Here is a 19,903-nt window from a genome sequence, read left to right on the forward strand (position 1 = left end):
CCATGACGTCTTCGACCCCTTCCCACCCCTCCGGCTCCGGGCGGCCCTCCCGGCCCTCCCTGCGGGACCGTGCCGAGGCGCTGCCCGAGGACCTGCGGGAGGCGCTGCGGCGGCGGCTGGCCGGACGGGCCGGCGGCGCCGCACCGGCCGCCCGGCAGGGCATCCCACGCGCCGACCGGGACCGCCCGCTGCCGCTGTCCTTCGCACAGCAGCGGCTGTGGTTCCTGGACCGGCTGCGCCCCGGCGACCCCCGCTACAACAGCGCGGTCGCGGTCCGTCTCGCCGGCACCCTGGACCGCGAGGCGCTGGCCGGGGCCCTCACCGCCGTCGTGGCCCGGCACGAGGCCCTGCGCACCACCTTCGAGGAGACCGACGGCCGCCCGGTGCAGCGCGTACACCCCGCGGGACCGGTGCCCGTGCCGGTCCGGGACGCCGGTGACCTGGACGCGGACCTGCTGGCCGAGTACTCCCGCCCCTTCGACCTGGAGCACGGCCCCCTGCTGCGGGCCCTGCTGCTGCGGGAGTCGGACACCTCGCACGTCCTGCTGCTGACGGCCCATCACATCGTCACCGACGGCTGGTCGATGGGCGTGGTCCTGGACGAGCTGTGCACCGTCTACGACGCCCTCGCCCACGGCACCCGGCCGGACCTGCCCGCACCGGCCACGCAGTACCCGGACTTCGCGGTGTGGCAGCGCGCCCAGCTCTCGGGTCCCCGACTGGAGCAGCAACTCGACTACTGGCGCGCGCAGTTGTCGGGCTCCGTCGCCCCCGAGCTGCCCCTGGACCGGCCCCGGCGCGGCGAGGAGGCGGGGGAGGGCGCCGTCCACACCTTCACCGTCCCCGCCCGCCTCACCGCCCGGCTGCGCGACCTCGCCAGAGAACAGCACAGCACCCTGCACACCGCCCTGGTCGCCGCCACCCAGGCGCTGCTGGCCCGCTGGTCCGGCCAGGACGACGTCACCGTCGGCTCGCTGACACCGGGCCGGTCCCGCACCGACCTCGAACGGACCGTCGGGTTCTTCGTGAACACCGTCGCGCTGCGCACCCCGGTGGACGCCGCCGGATCCTTCCGCGACCTGCTGGCCAAGGCGGCCGGGACGGTGGGCGACGCCTTCGCCCACGGCGACACGCCGTTCGAGCGGGTCGTGGAGGCGGTCGGCGCGCCCCGCGAGGCGGGCCGCAACCCGCTGTTCGACGTGATGGTCCTGCTGCACCCCGACCCGCCCGCCGCGACCGCCCCGCGCTCCCTCGCCACCAGCCCCGTCACCGTGCCCCGGCAGGCGGCCACCTTCGACCTGAGCGTCGAGTTCGTGCCGGACGGCACCGCGCTGACCGGTCTGCTGGAGTACCGCACCGACCTGTTCGACGCGGCCACGGCCGAGCGGCTGGCCGGACAGCTGCTGCGCCTGCTCCAGGGCGCCGCCGACACCCCGGACCGCCCGCTCGGCAGCCTGCCCCTGCTGTCCGAGGACGAGACACGGCGCATCGTCCACGACTGGAGCGCCGGCCCGCGCCTCCTCGTGGACGACACCCTCCACCCGGCCCTCTTCGAGCGCCGCGCGGCCCGCACCCCGGACGCCCTCGCCCTCGTCGCGGGCGGCGAACAGCTGGACTACGCCACGCTCAACGCCCGCGCCAACCGGCTCGCGCACCACCTGATCGCGCTCGGCGCCGGCCCCGAACGGCTGGTCGCGCTGCGGCTCCCGCGCACCGCCGACATGATCACCGCGATCCTCGCCGTCTGGAAGTCCGGCGCCGGATATCTGCCGCTCGACCCGGCCCTGCCCGAGGAACGCGTCCGGTACCTGCTGGACGACGCCCGCCCGGCCCTGGTCCTGGACGAGGCAGCCCTGCGCGCCGTACCCGCGGACGCACCGGACACCGACCCCACCGACGCCGACCGGCGTGCCCCGCTGCACCCCGAGCACACCGCGTACGTCATCCACACCTCCGGCTCCACCGGCCGCCCCAAGGGGGTCGCCGTCTCCCACCGTGCGGCGGCGCACCTGCTGGCCGCCCACCGGGCCGGCTTCGTCGCCGAGGCGGGCGGCGGCCCGCTGCGGGTCGCGCTCACCGCCTCCTTCTCCTTCGACACCTCCCTCGAAGGCGTGCTGCTGATGGCCGACGGCCACCCGCTGCACCTGGTGGACGAGACCACCCGGATGGACCCGGCCGCCCTGGTCGAGTACGTCGTCCGGCACCGCGTCGACTTCCTCGACGTCACCCCCTCCTACCTGCGGCAGCTGCTGCCCGCCGGACTGCTCACCGACCCCCGGCACCACCCCCGGGTCCTCATGCTCGGCGGCGAGGCGATCGGGTCCGCGCTGTGGCGGGAACTGGCCGCCCACCCGGACGTGACCGCCCACAACTTCTACGGCCCCACCGAGTGCACGGTCGACGCGCTGTCCTGCCGGATCGACGGCGGCGACCGCCCGCTGGTGGGCCGCCCCCTGCCGGGACTGCGGGCGTACGTGCTCGACGACCGGCTCCAGCCGGTGCCGCCCGGCGTCGGCGGCGAGCTGTACCTCGCGGGCGCCCAGCTGGCCCGGGGCTACACCGGCCGCCCCGGCCTGACCGCCGCCCGCTTCCTCGCCGACCCCTACGGGCCGCCCGGCACCCGCATGTACCGCACCGGCGACCTGGCCCGCTGGAGCGCCGACGGCCGCCTCGACTACCTCGGCCGCGCCGACGACCAGATCAAGGTCCGCGGCCACCGCATCGAGCCCGGCGAGATCGAGGCCGCCCTGCTCGCGCTGCCCGGCATCGCCGCCGCGGCGGTCGTCGCCGTACCCGACGCGCACGGCCACGCCCGCCTCGCCGCCTACGTCGTGCCCGCGCCCGGCGCGCCCCGGCCCGCCCCCGCCGACCTGCGGGCGGCCCTGCGCCGGGTGCTGCCCGACGCGCTGGTGCCGTCCTCCTTCACCCCGCTCGACGCGCTGCCGCTGACCACCAGCGGCAAACTGGACCGCCGCGCCCTGCCGGCACCCGACATCACCGCCGAGGACAAGGAGTTCGTCGCCCCGCGCACCCCCGACGAGGAGACCCTGGCCGGCATCTGGGCCGAGGTGCTCGGCGTGGCCCGGGTCGGCGTCACGGACAACTTCTTCGAGCTGGGCGGCGACTCCATCCTGAGCATCCAGGCCGTCTCCCGGGCCCGCGCCGCGGGCCTCGTCATCGGCTCCCAGGACGTCTTCCGGCACCAGACGGTCGCCGACCTGGCCGCCGCCGCGGCCCGCCGCACCGGGACCCCGCCCGCCCCCCGGCGCCCGCACGCGGACGGACCCGCCCCGCTCACCCCCGTCCAGGAGTGGTTCCTCGCCACACACGGCCCGCTGCGGCACTACAGCATGTCGATGCTCCTCGACCTGCCGTACGACCTGGACGAGCGGGCGCTGGAACAGGCGGTGGACGCCCTGGCGGCCCGGCACCCGGCCCTGCGCACCCGCTTCACCCGCACCGGGGACACCTGGCGGCAGCACCCCGGCACCGGCCCGGCCACCGGACTCCTCACCCGCCACGCCCCCGGCACCCCGCCCGAGGAGGCCGCCGACGCCGCCCGCGCGGCCCTGGACCCGGCCTCCGGCGCCCTGTTCCGCGCCGCCCTCCTCACCGGCGGACAGCGCCCCCAACTCTTCCTGACCGCACACCACCTGGCCGTCGACAGCGTCTCCTGGCGGGTGCTGCTCGCCGACCTGGAACAGGCCTACCGGCAGGCGGCGGCGGGCGAGGAACCCCGGCTGGAGCCCGAGCACACCCCGTTCGCCGACTGGGCGCGCGACCTCGCCGACCGGGTCCGGGCCGGCGACCTGGACGACGACCTGCCGCACTGGACGGCGGAGGCCCAATCACCGCGCACCCCGTTCCCCGTCGACCTGCCCGGCACCCCGCTCGCCGGCTCCGTGCGCACCGTCCGCACCCGGGTGGACCGCGCCACCACCGAGGCGCTGCTGCGCCGCGTACCCGCGGCCTACCGCACCCAGGTCAACGACGTGCTGCTGAGCGCGCTGGCCCGGGTGCTGGCCGACTGGACCGGCACGGACCGGGTGACCGTCGCCCTGGAGGGCCACGGCCGCGAGGAGGACCTGGTCGAGGGCGCCGAACTGTCCCGCACGGTCGGCTGGTTCACCACCCAGTACCCGGTCACCCTCATGCCGGCCGGACCGGCCGACTGGGGGGCCACGCTCAAGGCCGTCAAGGAGCGGCTGCGGGCCGTGCCCCGCCGCGGCCTGGGCTACCAGGCGCTCGGCCACCTCGGCTCACCCCGGGCCGCCGCCCGCGCCCTCGCCGGACTCCCGCTGCCCCAGGTGTGCTTCACCTACCACGGCCAGTGGGAGGCCCCCGGCGGAGGGGACTTCGCACCCGTCGCGGACGTACCCGGCCGGGACATGGACCCCGGCGCGCCGCTGGACCACCTGCTGGACGTGTCCGCCCTCGTCGCCGACGGCGAGCTGGAGATCACCTGGCACTACAGCGACCAGGTGCACCGCTCCGGGACCGTCCGGGAGCTGGCCGAGGGCATGGTGCGCGCGCTCGCCGCCATCGCCGAGCACTGCGCCCGGCCCGGCGCGGGCGGCCGTACCCCCTCCGACTTCCCGCTGGCCGGCCTCGACCAGGCCGGTGTCGACCGCCTGGCGGGCGACGGCCGGGACGTGGAGGACCTGCTGCCGCTCACCCCGCTCCAGGAGGGCATGCTCTTCCACCGGCTGGTCGGCGGACCGGACGACGTGTACGTCGACCAGGCCGCACTGCTGCTGGACGGGGTGACCGACCCCGACGCCCTCGCGGCGGCCTGGCAGCGGGTGACCGACCGCACCCCCGCCCTGCGCACCTCGGTCGTGTGGGAGGACGTGCCGGCACCGCTCCAGATCGTGCACCGGCACGTCACCGTCCCGACGGAGCAGCTGGACTGGCGGGACCTCGACGCGGGGGAGCGGGAGGAGCGGCTGGGCCGGCTGCGCGCCGACGACCTCGCGCGCGGCCTGGACCTCGGCACCGCACCCCTGATGCGGCTGACCCTGGTCCGGCTGCCCGGCGACCGGCTGCACCTGCTGTGGACCTCCCACCACCTGATCCTGGACGGCTGGAGCCTGGCCCAGGTGCTCACCGACGTCTTCGAGGAGTACGCGGCCCTCACCACCGGCGTCGGAACCCCGTCCCCGGTACGCCGGCCGTTCGCCGACTACGTGCGCTGGCTGGCCGGCCAGGACACCGGGGCCGCCCGCGCGCACTGGCGGAGCGTCCTCGCCGGGTTCGCCACCCCGACCCCGCTGCCCGTCGACCGCGCCCGGCGCGCGGGCCACGAGACCCGCTCCGGCCGCGTGCACACCGCCGGCCTGTCCGACGAGGTGTCCGCACGGCTGGCCCGCACCGCCCGGGCGGCCGGACTCACCCTCGGCACGGTGGTGCAGGGCGCCTGGGCGCTGCTGCTGTCCCGCTACGGCGCCGAGCGGGACGTGCTGTTCGGGACCACCGTCTCCGGCCGCCCCGACGACCTGCCCGGCGTCGAGTCGATGGTCGGCATGTTCATCAACACCCTGCCCACCCGGGTCCGCGTGGACGACCGCCGCACCGCCGCCGCCTGGCTGCGGGAGCTGCAGGAGGAGCAGGCCGAGGCGCGGCGGTTCGCCGCGGTGTCCCTCGCCGAGCTGACCTCGTTCAGCGACGTGCCCGCCGGCAGCCCCCTGTTCGACAGCATGGTCGCGTTCGAGAACTACCCCTTCGACCAGGCCCGTTCGGCCGGCACCGGGATCCGCCTCACCGACGTCTCCGCCCGCGACGCCACCAACTACCCCCTCGTGCTGCGGGCCTACCAGGGCGAGCGGTTCGGCTTCGACCTCGGCTACGACCCCGAGCTGTTCGACGCGGCGACGGTACGGTCCCTCGCCGACCGGCTGTGCCTGCTGCTCACCGAGCTGGCCGACGACCCCGACCGGCCCGTGCGCGCCCTGGCGTGGACGACCGCCGAGGAACGGCGGCGGATGCTGGCCGACTGGAACGGCACCGAGGAGGGCAGGCCGGCCGACACCCTGGACGCCCTGTTCGCCGCCCAGGCCGCCCGCACCCCCCACGCCGAGGCCGTCACCTGCGGTGACGACCGGCTCGACTACGCCACCCTGGACGCCCGGGCGGCCCGGCTCGCGCACCGGCTCACCGAACTCGGCGCCGGACCCGAGACGTTCGTGGCCCTCGCGCTGCCCCGCTCCACCGACCTCGTCGTGGCGGTCCTCGCCGTCCTCCGGACCGGCGCCGCCTACCTGCCCGTCGACCCCGCCCTGCCCGCGGAACGCGTCCGGGACCTGCTCGCCGACGCCCGGCCGGTGACCCTCGTGACCACCCGGCGGGCCGCGCCCGACACGGCCGTACCGGTCCTCCCGCTGGACGACCCCGATGTCCGCGCCGACCTGGCCCGGCGCCCGGTCACCGGCCCGGCCCGCCGCGCGCTGCCGGAGAGCCCCGCCTACGCCATCTACACCTCCGGCTCCACCGGCCGGCCCAAGGGCGTCGTCGTCCCGCACGCCAACGTGGTCCGGCTGTTCACCCGCACCCGGCACTGGTTCGGCTTCGGCCCCGACGACGTGTGGACGCTGTTCCACTCCTACGCCTTCGACTTCTCGGTGTGGGAGCTGTGGGGCCCGCTGCTGCACGGCGGCCGGCTGGTGATCGTCCCCGAGGACACCGCCCGCTCCCCGGAGGACTTCCTGCGCCTGCTCGCCGACGAACAGGTCACCGTCCTCAACCAGACCCCCTCCGCCTTCTACCCCCTCATCCGTGCCGACGCCGAACTCCCGGACGTCAGTGGGCGGTTGGCGCTGCGCACGGTGATCTTCGGCGGTGAGGCGCTGGACGTGGCCCGGCTCGCCGACTGGTACGCCCGCCACCCGGACACCGCGCCCCGCCTGGTGAACATGTACGGCATCACCGAGACCACCGTGCACGTCACCCACGCCGCGCTGGACCGCCGGACGGCCCGCGCCGGCACCGCGAGCCCCATCGGCACCGGCATCCCCGACCTGCGGCTCTACGTCCTCGACGACACCCTCCAGCCGGTGCCGCCGGGGGCCGTCGGTGAGCTGTTCGTCGCCGGCGAGGGCCTGGCCCGCGGCTATCTGAACCGGCCGGGGCTCACCGCGACCCGGTTCCCCGCCGACCCGTTCGGCCGGCCCGGCACCCGCATGTACCGCACCGGGGACCGGGCCCGCTGGCGGGCCGACGGCACCCTGGAGTACCTGGGCCGCGCCGACCAGCAGGTCAAGATCCGCGGCTACCGCATCGAACCCGGCGAGATCGAGGCCGCCCTGCACCGCCACCCCGGCGTGGGCGCCGCCACCGTCGGCGTGTACGAGGACACCGCCGGGACCCGCCGGCTCGTCGCCCACGTCGTCGGCACCGGCACCGGCGACCGCGCCGTACCGCCCCCGCCCGCTGCCGAACTCCGCGCCCACCTGGAGGCGTTGCTGCCCGCGCACATGGTGCCGGCCGCCTACGTGCCGATGGCCGCGCTGCCGCTCACCGTCAACGGCAAGCTCGACCGGCGTGCACTGCCCGCGCCCGGCCCCGACGGCTTCGCCGCCGACGGCACGCGGACCCCGCCGCGCACCCCGGCCGAACGGCTGGTCGCCGCCGCGTGGACCGACGTCCTGGACACCGACGAGGTCGGCGCCGACGACGACTTCTTCGCCCTCGGCGGCGACTCCATCCTCGCCGTCCGCGTCACCTCACGGCTGCGCGCCGCCTTCGGCACGGACGTCTCGCCCCGGCTGCTGTTCACCCACCCGACCGTGTCCGCCCTCGCGGCCGCACTGGGCGAGCCCCGCACCGGGAACACCGCCGACGTCATACCGGCCGCCGCCGCGGACGGCCCGGCGCCGCTGTCGTACGCCCAGCAGCGCCTGTGGTTCCTCGACCGGTTCGAGCCGGGCAGCACCGAGTACACCACCCTGTCCGTGCTCCGGCTGCGCGGCCCACTCGACACCGCCGCCCTGCGCACCGCCCTGGACGGCCTGGTCGCCCGGCACGGGGCCCTGCGCACCACGTTCGGCGAACACGACGGCCAGGCACGGCAGTTCGTCCGCCCGGCGCGGCCCGTGGACCTCCCGGTGGACGATCTCCCGGACACCGCCGCCCTCGACGCCCTGCTGGACCGCGAGGCCGCCACCCCCTTCGACCTGGCCACCGGGCCGCTGTTCCGGGCCCGCCTGGCCCGGCTCGGCGACGGCGAACACGTCCTCGTGCTGGCCGCGCACCACATCGTCACCGACGGCTGGTCCACCGGCGTGCTGGCCCGGGACCTGGGCGAGCTGTACGCGGCGGCCCTGGAAGGCCGCCGCCCCGACCTGCCCGGGCTGCCCGTCCGCTACACCGACTACGCCGCCTGGCAGCGCACCCGCGCCGAGCGGGCCGAGGCCGAACTCGCCCACTGGCGCCGGGCCCTGGACGGCGTGACCCCGCTGGAGCTGCCCACCGACCGGCCCCGGCCCGCCGTCCGCACCCGCGAGGGCGCCCTGGTGACCTTCACCCTGCCCGCCGCCCTGACCGAACGGCTGCGCGAACGGGGCCGGGAGGCCGACGCCACCCTCTACATGACCCTGGTCACGGCCTGCCAGGTCCTGCTCGCCCGCTGGGCGGGCCAGGACGACGTCACCGTCGGCACCGTCACCGCGGGCCGCGAACGGCCCGAACTGCACGACGTGGTCGGCATGTTCGTCAACACGCTGGTACTGCGCGCCCGGGTCCGCCCCGACCTGCCGTTCCGGGAGCTGCTGGCCGAGGTGCGCACCACCGTCCTGGAGGCGTTCGCCCACCAGGAGGTGCCCTTCGAACGGGTCGTGGACGCGCTCCAGCCCGAGCGGGACACCAGCCGCACACCGCTGTTCCAGGTCATGGTCGCCCTGCACAACCTCGGCGCTCAGGCGCCCCGGCTGCCCGGCCTGGCGGTGGAGCCGGTGACCCCGCCGGTCCGCACCGCCACCTTCGACCTCGCCTTCGACTTCACCGAGACCGACGGCGGCCTCACCGGCTACCTGGAGTACAACACCGGGCTGTTCGACGCCGGCACCGCCGAGCGCCTCGCCGCCCGGCTGCGGATCCTGCTGGAGGCCGCCGCCGCGGATCCCGGCCAGGCCGTGGGCCGCCTGCCGCTGATGACCGACGCCGAACGGCAGCAGATGCTCCGCCAGGGACAGGGCGCCCGGCTGCCCGAGCCGGACACCACCTTCCCCGCCCTGTTCGAGGCCCAGGCCGCCCGCACCCCGCACCACACCGCCCTCGCGGCCCGCGACACCACCGTGGACTTCGCCGCGCTGAACCAGCGCGCCAACCGGCTCGCCCACCACCTCATCGCCCGGGGCGCCGGCCCCGAGGACGTCGTCGCCGTACGGCTCCCGCGCACCTCCGACCTGATGACGGCACTCCTCGCGGTCCTCAAGTCGGGCGCCACCCTGCTCTGCCTGGACCCGGAACTCCCGCAGGAGCGGCAGGACCTCCTGCTCGCCGACGCCCGCCCGCACACCCTGCTCACCGACCTCGCAGCGGTGCCCTGGGACGAGCTGCCCGCACACGATCCGACGGACGCCGACCGCGTCCGGCCCCTGCTGCCGCGGCACACCGCCTACATCGTCTACACCTCCGGCTCCACCGGCCGCCCCAAGGGCGTCGCCGTCGAACACCGGCAGCTGGTCAACCTGTGCCACGACCACCGCGCGCACCTGCTCGCCCCGCACACCACCGACGGGCGGCGGCTGCGGGCCGCGCTCAGCGCTTCCTTCTCCTTCGACACCTCCTGGGAAGGACCGCTGCTCCTCGCCCTCGGCCACGAGGTCCACCTGATCGACGAGGACGTACGCCTGGACCCGGAGGCGTTCTGCGCCCAGGTCGCCGCAGACCGGCTCGACCTCGTCAACGTCACCCCGTCCTTCCTCCGCGAACTCACCGCCGCCGGCCTGCTCGCCCCCGGCCGCCACCACCCGCGCCTGCTGCTCGTCGGCGGCGAGGCCGTCACCCCCGCCGACTGGCGTGAACTCGTGCGGGCCGACCGGGACCTGAACGTCGCGGTGTACAACATGTACGGGCCCACCGAGTGCACCGTCGACGCCGTCTACGGCCGCTCCACCGACCGGCCCGACCGCCCGGTCATCGGCCGCCCCGGGGGCAACCTGCGCGCCTACGTGCTCGACGGCGCCCTGCGCCCGGTGCCGCCCGGGGTGCCCGGCGAGCTGTACCTGGCCGGGGCCCAGGTGGCCCGCGGCTATCTGCACCGGCCCGGCCTCACCGCCGCCCGCTTCCTCGCCGACCCGTTCGGCGCGCCGGGGGAGCGGATGTACCGCACCGGGGACCGCGCCCGCTGGGACCGGGACGGGCTGCTGGAGTTCCTGGGCCGGGTGGACGAACAGGTCAAGATCCGCGGGTTCCGCATCGAGCCCGGCGAGGTGGAGGCCGCCCTCCTCGGCCACCCGGACGTCGCCGACGCCGCGGTCACCGCACGCGAACACGCCGGCCGGCTGATGCTCGTCGGCTACGTGGTGCCGGCCGGCGAGCGCCTCCCGTCCGCCGACGAGCTGCGCCTCGCGCTGCGCCGCACCCTGCCCGACCACATGGTGCCCACCGCCTTCGTCCCGCTGGCCCGCATCCCGCGCACCACCAGCGGCAAGACCGACCGGCGCGCCCTGCCCGCGCCGCCCGCACAGCCCGACAGCAGCACCCCGTACGTCGCCCCCCGGCCCGGCACGGAGGAACGCCTGGCCGCGATCTGGGCCGAGGTGCTCGGCGTCGAACGGGTCGGCGCGCGCGACAACTTCTTCGCGCTCGGCGGCGACTCCATCCTCAGCATCCAGATCGTCTCCCGCGCCCGGCAGGCCGGCCTCGCCCTCACCACCAAGGACGTCTTCCGCCACCAGACGGTCGCCGAACTCGCCCTGCGGGCGAAGGAGTCCGCCCCGCGCCCGGTCGCCGAACAGGAGACGGGCGAGGCGCCGCTCACCCCGATCCAGCACTGGTACCTGGACGGCCGCGACCCCGCCCGGCCGCTCCGGTTCACCATGACCCAACGCCTCGAACTCGCCCCCGGCACCGACCACCCGGCGCTCGGACAGGCCGTCGGCGCCGTCGTACACCGGCACCCGGCCCTGCGCACCCGTTTCCACCACACCCCCGACGGCTGGCGCCAGGAGGCGCTGCCCGAGGCACCGGACGGCGTCTTCGCCCGCCACGACGTGGCCGGGCTGGACGACACGGCGCTGGAGGCCGCCGTCCAGCGGCTCACGGACGAGGCGCAGGCCGGCCTCGATCCCGTCGCGGGCCGGGTCGTCCGCGTCCTGCTCTTCGACCGGGGCCCGCAGCGGCCGGGACAACTGGTCGTGACCGCCCACCACCTGGTGATCGACGGGGTGTCCTGGCGCATCCTGCTGGCGGACCTGGAGGCCGCCCACCGGGCCGCCGCGGCCGGCCGCCCCGTCGAGCTGCCCGCCCCCGGCACCCCGTACGGCCACTGGGCCGCCCGCCTGGACCGGCACACCCGCTCCGGCGCCCTGGACACCGACCTGCCGTACTGGACGCGCACCGGCGCGGCCCCGGCCGAGCTGCCTGCCGGACGCCCCGGCCCGAACACCCACGGCACCGCCGCCACGCTCACGGTCACGCTGGACGAGCAGACCACCGAGGCCCTGCTGCGGCAGGTCCCGGAGGCCTACCGCACCCAGGTCAACGACGTCCTGCTCAGCGCCCTCGGCCGCACCCTGGCCCGCTGGTGCGGGCGCGACACGGTCCTGGTCGGCGTGGAGGGGCACGGCCGCGAGGACCTGTTCGAGGACGTGGACCTGTCGCGGACCGTCGGCTGGTTCACCGCCGAGTTCCCGCTCGCCCTGCGCGTCGCCCCGGACGCCGGCTGGCACGACACCCTCCGCTCGGTCAAGGAACAGCTGCGCGCGGTGCCGCTGCACGGCCTGAGCCACGGCGCCCTGCGCCACCTGCGGCCCGACAGCCCGCTCACCGGCACCCCGGCTCCCCGGGTCGGCTTCAACTACCACGGCCAGTGGGACACCGGCGGCGCCGACGGCCTGTTCCGCGGCGCCCTGCCCCCTGCCGGCCGGGACACCGACCCGGACGAACCCCGCCCGTACCTGCTGGACATCACCGGAGTGGTCCAGCAGGGCCGGCTCGAACTCGGCTGGACCTACCCGGCGGCGGTCTACGACGAGAGCACGGTCCGCCGGCTCGCCGAGGAGATGCTCGCGGCACTGCGGGACATCACGGCGCACTGCGCCCGGCCCGGCACGGGCGGCCGCACCCCGTCCGACTTCCCCCTCGCCGGCCTCGGCCAGGAGCAGCTGGACCGGCTCGTCGGCACCGGCCGGCACGTCGAGGACGTCCTGCCGCTCACCCCGCTGCAGTCCGGCATGCTCTTCCACGGCCTGGTGGACACCGAGTACGCCTACTTCGACCGTACGGCGGTACGGCTGTCCGGCGTCGCCGACCCGCGCGCCTTCGCCGCCGCCTGGCAGCAGGTCGCCGACCGCACCCCGGCGCTGCGCACCAGCGTCCACTGGCAGGGCCTGCCCCACCCGGTGCAGGTGGTCCACCACCGCGCCGAGCTGCCCGTCACCCACCTCGACTGGCGCGCCCTGACGCCGGCACGGCGCGCGGAGGCCACCGAGCGGCTGCTCGCCGAGGACCGCGCGGCCGGCCTGGACCTCGGCACCGCGCCGCTGACCCGGCTCACCCTGGCCGCCCTGCCCGGCGACGAGGTGCTGCTGCTGTGGTCCACCCACCACATCGTCCTCGACGGCTGGAGCACCGGGCAGCTGCTCACCGAGGTGTGCGAGCGGTACGCCGCCCTGACCGGCGGCCCCGACCCGGCGCCCCCGGTACGCCGGCCCTTCGCGGACTTCCTGCACTGGCTGCGCGAGCAGGACGAGCCGGCGGCCGAACGGCACTGGGCCGAGGCGCTGGCCGGGTTCACCGCCCGCACCCCGCTGCCGTACGACCGCACACCCGCCGAGGCCCACCGCGCCCGCTCCGCCGCCGCCGTCCACCACGAGCTGGACGCGCGGGTCTCCGGTCGGCTCCGGGAGGCCGCCGCCCGCGCCGGGCTCACCGTCAACACCGTGGTCGAGGGTGCCTGGGCGCTGCTGCTGGCCCGCTACAGCGGCCGGGACGACGTGGTGTTCGGCACCACCGTCTCCGGCCGCCCGGCCGAACTGCCCGGCGTCGACGGCATGATCGGCATGTTCATCAACACCGTGCCGGCCCGGGTCCGGATACCCGCCGGACCGGTGCTGCCGTGGCTGCGCGGCCTCCAGGACCGGCAGAGCGACGCCCGCCGCTTCGACTTCCTGGCCCTGCCCCGCATCCAGGCCGTCGGCGAGGTCCCGCCCGGCGAGCCGCTGTTCGACAGCATGGTGGTGTTCGAGAACTACCCCGTGGACGAGTCGGCCACGGCCCGCACGGGCGTCCGGGTCGAGGAGGTGCGCGCCGACGACGCCACCACCTTCCCGTGGTGCCTGCGCGCCCACCTGTCCGAACGGCTCGGCTTCGACCTGGCCTACGACCCCGACCTGTTCGACGCCGGCACCGCCGAACGCGCCGCGGACCGGCTGGCCGCCCTGCTCACCGCCCTGGCCGACGGGTTCGACACCGACCTGGCCGCCCTGGACCTGCTCACCCCGGCCGACCGCGACCTGCTGGCCGACTGGAACACCACCGCCCGCCCGGCCGCCCCGCGCACTCCCGTGGACCTGTTCGCGGAGCGGGCCCGCCGCACCCCGGACGCCCTCGCGGTCCGGGACGGCGACCGCGAGCTGACCTACGGCCAACTGCACGACTGGGCCGGCCGACTGGCCGTACGGCTGGCGGCGGACGGGCTCGCGGCCGAGGACCGGGTGGCGCTGCTGATGGACCGCTCCGCCGAACTCGTCGTCGCCCAGCTCGCGGTGCTCATGGCCGGCGGCGCCTACGTCCCCGTCGACACCCGGGCCCCCGAGGAGCGCCGCCGCACCCTCCTCGCCCAGGCCGGCGTCACCGTCCGGCTCACCGCCGCCGACGTGACCGCCGCCCGCACCGGCACCGGCGAGGGGCGGACCCCGGCCGCCGACCCCGACCGGCTGGCCTACGTGATGTTCACCTCCGGCTCCACCGGCCTGCCCAAGGCGGTCGCGGTACGGCACCGGGACGTGGCCGCGCTCGCCACCGACAGCCGGTTCGCCGACGGCGTCTGCGCCCGGGTGCTGCTGCACTCGCCGGTGGCCTTCGACGCCGCCACCTTCGAGGTGTGGGCCCCGCTCCTCACCGGCGGCTGCGTGGTCGTCGCCCCGGGCGGGACCGTGGACGCGGCCCTGCTGCGCCGGCTCGCCGCCGACGGCGGCCTGACCGCGCTGTGGCTGACCGCGGGCCTGTTCCGGCTGCTCGCGCAGGATGCCCCGGACTGCTTCCGGGGCCTGGAGCAGGTGTGGACCGGCGGCGACGTCGTGCCCGCCCAGGCCGTGCGCCGGGTGCTGGCCGCCTGCCCCGGCCTGACCGTCGTGGACGGCTACGGACCCACCGAGACCACCACCTTCGCCACCTCCTGCGCCCTCACCGACCCGGCCGCCGTGCCCGACACCGTGCCCATCGGCCGCCCCCTGGACGACATGCGGGTGCACGTCCTCGACGCCCGGCTGCGGCCCGTGCCGCCGGGCTGCGCGGGCGAGCTGTACGTGGCCGGCGAGGGCGTCGCCCGCGGCTACCTGGGCCGCCCCGGCGACACCGCGGCCCGCTTCCTCGCCGACCCCTACGGCCCGCCCGGCGCCCGCATGTACCGCACCGGCGACCTGGCCCGGCGGCGGCCGGACGGCACCGTCGAGTTCCTGGGCCGCGCCGACGACCAGGTGAAGATCCGCGGCTTCCGGGTCGAGCCCGGCGAGGTCGAGGCAGCCCTCGCCGCCCACCCGGACGTCGTCGACGTGGCCGTGCTGGCCCGCGAGGACCGGCCGGGCGCCAAACGGCTCGTGGCCTACGTCGTCGGAGCGGCCGGACAGGACGGCGAGGACCTGCGGGCCTTCGCCGCCCGCACCCTGCCCGACTACCTCGTCCCCACCGCCGTCGTCCCGCTCGACGCCCTCCCGCTCAGCCCCAACGGCAAGGTCGACCGGGCCGCCCTGCCCGCACCGGAGGCCCTGCCGGGACGCACCCGGGTCGAGCCCCGCACCGAGGCCGAGCGCCGCACGGCCGCCGTCTTCGGCGAGGTGCTGGGCAGCGAACCGCCCGGCGTGGAGGACGACTTCTTCCAGCTCGGCGGCGACTCGATCCTCAGCATCCGGCTCGCCTCCCGGCTCGCCGAGGCCTTCGACACCGACCTCACCCCGCGGGCGGTGTTCACCCACCCCACGCCGGCCGGACTCGCCCGGCTGCTCGGCGCACGGCAGGGCACCGGCCGGGCCGCCATCGCCCCGGTCGCCGGGGAGGGGGCCGCGCCGATGTCGTACGCCCAGCAACGCCTTTGGTTCCTGGAGGAGTTCGCACCCGGCGGCGCCGAGTACGTCACCGCGCTCGCCCTCCGGCTGCGCGGCACCCTGGACATCCGCGCCCTGCGCGCCGCCCTCGGCGCCCTCGTGGCCCGGCACGAGTCGCTGCGCACCACCTTCGACAGCGTCGACGGGCACGGCGTCCAGCTCGTCCACCCGCCGCAGGAGGTCCCGCTGCCCGTGCGCGACCTGTCCCGACCGGCGGCAGACGACCGGGAGCAGGCGCTGCGGAGCCTGCTCGCCGAGGAACGCTCCCGCCCCTTCGACCTGCGCGAGGGGCCGCTGCTGCGCACCGGTCTCGTCCGGCTGGCCGAGGACGAGCACGTGCTCACCCTCACCCTGCACCACATCGTCACCGACGGCTGGTCCACCTCCGTCCTGCTCGGCGACCTCGCCCACTTCTACCGAGCCGAACTGGGCGTCGCGGACGGCGCGTTGCCGCCGCTGCCGGTCCGGTACGCCGACTACGCGCACTGGCAGCGCAGCGCCGGGGACACCGGTGCGGAGGAGCACCTCGCCTACTGGAAACGGCACCTGGCCGACACCGCACCGCTGGACCTGCCCACCGACCGGCCCCGGCCGCCGGTGCGCACCAGCGCCGGCGCGACCACCCGGCTGACGGTGCCCGCCCGGACCGTACAGGGGCTGACCCGGCTCGCCCGGGAGCACGGGACCACCCTGTTCACCACGCTCGTCGCCGCCGCGCAGGCCTACCTCGCCCGGCTCTCCGGCGCCGAGGACATCACCGTCGGCACCGTCACCTCCGGCCGCGACCGGCCCGAGACGCAAGGCCTCGTCGGGTTCTTCGTCAACACCCTGGTGCTGCGCTCCCGGGCCGGTGCCGGGCAGCCCTTCACCGGGTTCCTCACCGACGTACGGCAGACCGTCCTCGACGCCTTCGCCCACCAGGACGTGCCGTTCGAACGGGTCGTGGACGAGGTGCAGCCGGTCCGCGACACCAGCCGCAGCCCCCTCTTCCAGGTCATGGTCGTCCTGCAGAACACCCCGGCCGCCGGACTCGACCTGCCCGGGCTGGACGTCACCGACGTCGAACCGGAGTCGGAGCAGGCCGCGTTCGACCTCACCCTGGAGTTCGCCGAGACCGGCTCCGGAGCGCTGCACGGCCTGCTCACCTACAACACCGACCTGTTCGACCCGGCCACCGCCGAACGGATGGCCGCCCAGCTCGGCACCCTGCTGCACGCCGTCGCCGAGGACCCCGGCCGCCCGCTCGGCGCCCTCCCGCTGACCTCCGCCGACGAGCTGAAGACGCTGCTGGACCAGGGCCGGGGCACCTTCCGCCCCGTACCCGAGTCCACCCTGCCCGCCCTGTTCGAACGGCAGGCCGCCCGCACCCCGGACGCGCCGGCACTGGTCGACGGCGACCGGGAACTGACCTACGCGGAGGTGGACCGGGCCGCCAACCGGCTCGCCCACCGGCTCCTGCGGGACGGTGTCGGGCCGGAGCGGGTGGTGGCGCTGGCGCTGCCCCGCTCGGCGGCGGCCGTCGTGGCCCAGCTCGCGGTCGCCAAGGCCGGCGGCGCCTTCCTGCCCGTCGACCCCGACTACCCGCCGCAGCGACGGGAGTTCATGATCCGGGACGCGGGAGCCCACCTCGTCCTCGGCGACCCCGCCGAGGTCTGGGCCGCCGACGGGCCGCAGACGGCACCCACCGACACCGACCGCCCCACCCCGCTCGGCCCCGCCCACCCCGCCTACGTCATCTACACCTCCGGCTCCACCGGCACCCCCAAGGGCGTGGCGGTCACCCACCAGGGCCTCGCCTCCTTCGCCGCGGCAGCCGCCGAGCAGTACGCGGCCGGCCCCGGCGACCGGGTGCTGCAGTTCGCCTCGCCCAGCTTCGACGCCTCCGTGCTGGAGCTGTGCGTCTCCCTGCTGAGCGGGGCCGCGCTGGTCACCGGCGAGGAGGGCCCGCTGGTCGGGGAGCGGCTGGCGGAGGTGCTCGCCGAGCGGCGCGTCAGCCACGCCCTGATCCCGCCGGCCGCGCTGGCCACCGTACCGGCGCAGACCGCCGCCGCCCTGCCCGCCCTGCGCACGCTCATCGTGGGCGCCGAGGCCTGCCCGGCCGACCTGGTCGACACCTGGGCCCCCGGCCGCCGGATGATCAACTCCTACGGGCCCACCGAGGCCACCGTGGTCGCCACCTGGACCGGCCCGCTGACCCCCGGCACCGGCGCCCCGTCCATCGGCCGCCCCGCCGGCACCACCCGCGTCCGCGTGCTCGACGCCGCCCTGCGTCCCGTACCGCCCGGCGTGACCGGCGAGCTGTACCTCGCCGGTCCCGGACTCGCGCGCGGCTACCTGGGCCGGCCGGGGCTCACCGCCCAGCGGTTCGTCGCCGACCCGTTCGGCGCGCCGGGGGAGCGGATGTACCGCACCGGGGACCTGGTCCGCTGGACCGCCGACGGCCGGCTCCGCTTCGCCGGACGCGCCGACGACCAGGTCAAGCTGCGCGGCTTCCGCATCGAACCCGGCGAGATCGAGAGCGCGTTGCGGCGCAGCCCCCTGGTGCGGGACGCGGTCGTCGTCGTCCGCGCGGAGGAGGGGCCGGGCGCACCGGCCCGGCTCGTCGCCTACGTCGTCCCGGCCGAGCCGTCCGCCGCCGGGCTGCCCGTCGGCGAACTGCGCCTGCACCTGGCCGGGTCGCTGCCCCCGCACATGGTGCCGTCCGTCTTCGTCCCGCTCGACCGGCTGCCGCTCACCCCGAACGGCAAGACCGACCGGCGGGCCCTGCCCGCACCCGGGCCGGTGCGGTCCGCCGACGGCCCGCGGACCGCGCCGCGCACCGACACCGAACGCCGGATCGCCCGCATCTGGGCCGATGTGCTGGGCATCGAGGAGGTCGGCGCCGACGACAACTTCTTCGCGCTCGGCGGCGACTCCATCCTGACCATGCAGGTCGTCTCGCGGCTGCGCCGCGACGGCCTGCACGTGGCCACCCGCGACCTGTTCACGCACCAGACCGTCGCCGAACTCGCCGGCGTGGTCCGCACCGCGCCCCGCCGGTCCGACGACGGCCCGGTGACCGGCGAGGTGCCGCTCACCCCGATCCAGTCGTGGTTCCTCACCACACCGCGCGCCGCCCACCACCACTTCAACCAGTCGGCGCTGCTGGAACTCGACGGCACCCCCGACCCGCAGGCCCTGCGCGCCGCCCTCGACGCGCTGCTGGAGCACCACGACGCGCTGCGCATGCGGTTCACCCGGGAGGCCGACGGCTGGCGGCAGTTCAACCCGCCGCCCGCCGCCGGCCACGACCTCCTCGTCCGGTACGACCTGACCGGGCTGTCCGCCGATGAGGCCGACGCGGCCAGGGCGAAGGCCGCCGACGAACTGCACGCCGGTTTCGACCTGGCCCGCGGACCGCAACTGCGCGCGGCCCTGTTCACCGGTGACCCCGGCCGGCCCGCGTTCCTCCTCCTCGTCGCCCACCACCTGGTGGTGGACGCGGTCTCCTGGCGCATCCTGCGCGACGACCTGGAGACCGCCTACCGGCAGGCCCTCCAGGGCGACCCGGTCACCCTGGGCGAGCGCGGCACCAGCTTCCGGGACTGGGCCCGCGGCCTCGCCGCGCACGTCGCCGGGGGCGGCCTCGACCACGAACTGCCGTACTGGGAACAGGCGGTGGACACCGAGGACGTACCGGCCCCGGCACCCGGCGCGGGACCGGCCGCCACGGTGAGCGTGGAACTCGGCGAGGACGACACCACCGCCCTGCTGCGGTCCGCGCCCACCGCCTACCGCACCCGGGTCAACGACGTGCTGCTCGCCGCCCTCGCCCTGGCACTGGCCCGCTGGACCGGACGCGACCGGGTCCGCCTGGACCTGGAGGGCCACGGCCGCGAGGACCTGCTCGACGGCGTCGACCTCTCCCGCACCGTCGGCTGGTTCACCACCGTGTACCCGGTCGCCGTCCAGGTGCCCGACCCCGGCGACCTCGGCCCGGACCGCGACTGGCGTTCCCTGGTGAAGTCGGTGCGCCGCCAGCTGCGCGCCGTACCCGGCAACGGCATCGGCTTCGGCGCGCTGCGCACCTTCGGCCCGCCCGAGGTCCGCGAACGCCTCGGCGGCGCCGCGCACAGCCAGGTGGTGTTCAACTACCTCGGCCAGTGGGACGCCCGCCCCGACAGCGCCGACGGCGGCCTGGTCCGCGCCGAACACGGCTCCTTCGGGCAGGACCACGACCCCCGCGACCCAGGCTCGCACCCGGTGGAGGTGGTCGGCGCCGTGCAGCACGGCCGGCTCGCCTTCACCTGGCACCACCGGCCCGGCGTCCACGACACCGCGACCGTGCGCCGGGTGGCCGAGGAGTTCGCCGAAGCCCTGCGCCACCTCGCCCGGCACGCCCGGGGCGGCCGGTGACGACCGGACGGCCCGGACCCCGCTCA

General features: G+C 76.5%; 1 protein-coding gene. It reads left to right on the forward strand.

The window, feature by feature from the left end; translation table 11 throughout:
• Nucleotides 1-2 precede the first annotated feature (2 nt).
• Nucleotides 3-19,877, forward strand: coding sequence for a non-ribosomal peptide synthase/polyketide synthase (locus ABZ923_RS11565; protein ID WP_361469903.1), 19,875 nt, complete (start codon nt 3-5; stop codon nt 19,875-19,877).
• Nucleotides 19,878-19,903: the final 26 nt, after the last annotated feature.

It is taken from the genome of Streptomyces sp. NPDC046881, assembly GCF_040645015.1.
Classification (GTDB): Bacteria; Actinomycetota; Actinomycetes; order Streptomycetales; family Streptomycetaceae; genus Streptomyces.

Coding starts and splice junctions, on each gene's coding strand:
- ABZ923_RS11565 (WP_361469903.1), top strand. CDS start 3: ATGACGTCTTCGACCCCTTCCCACCCCTCCGGCTCCGGGCGGCCCTCC.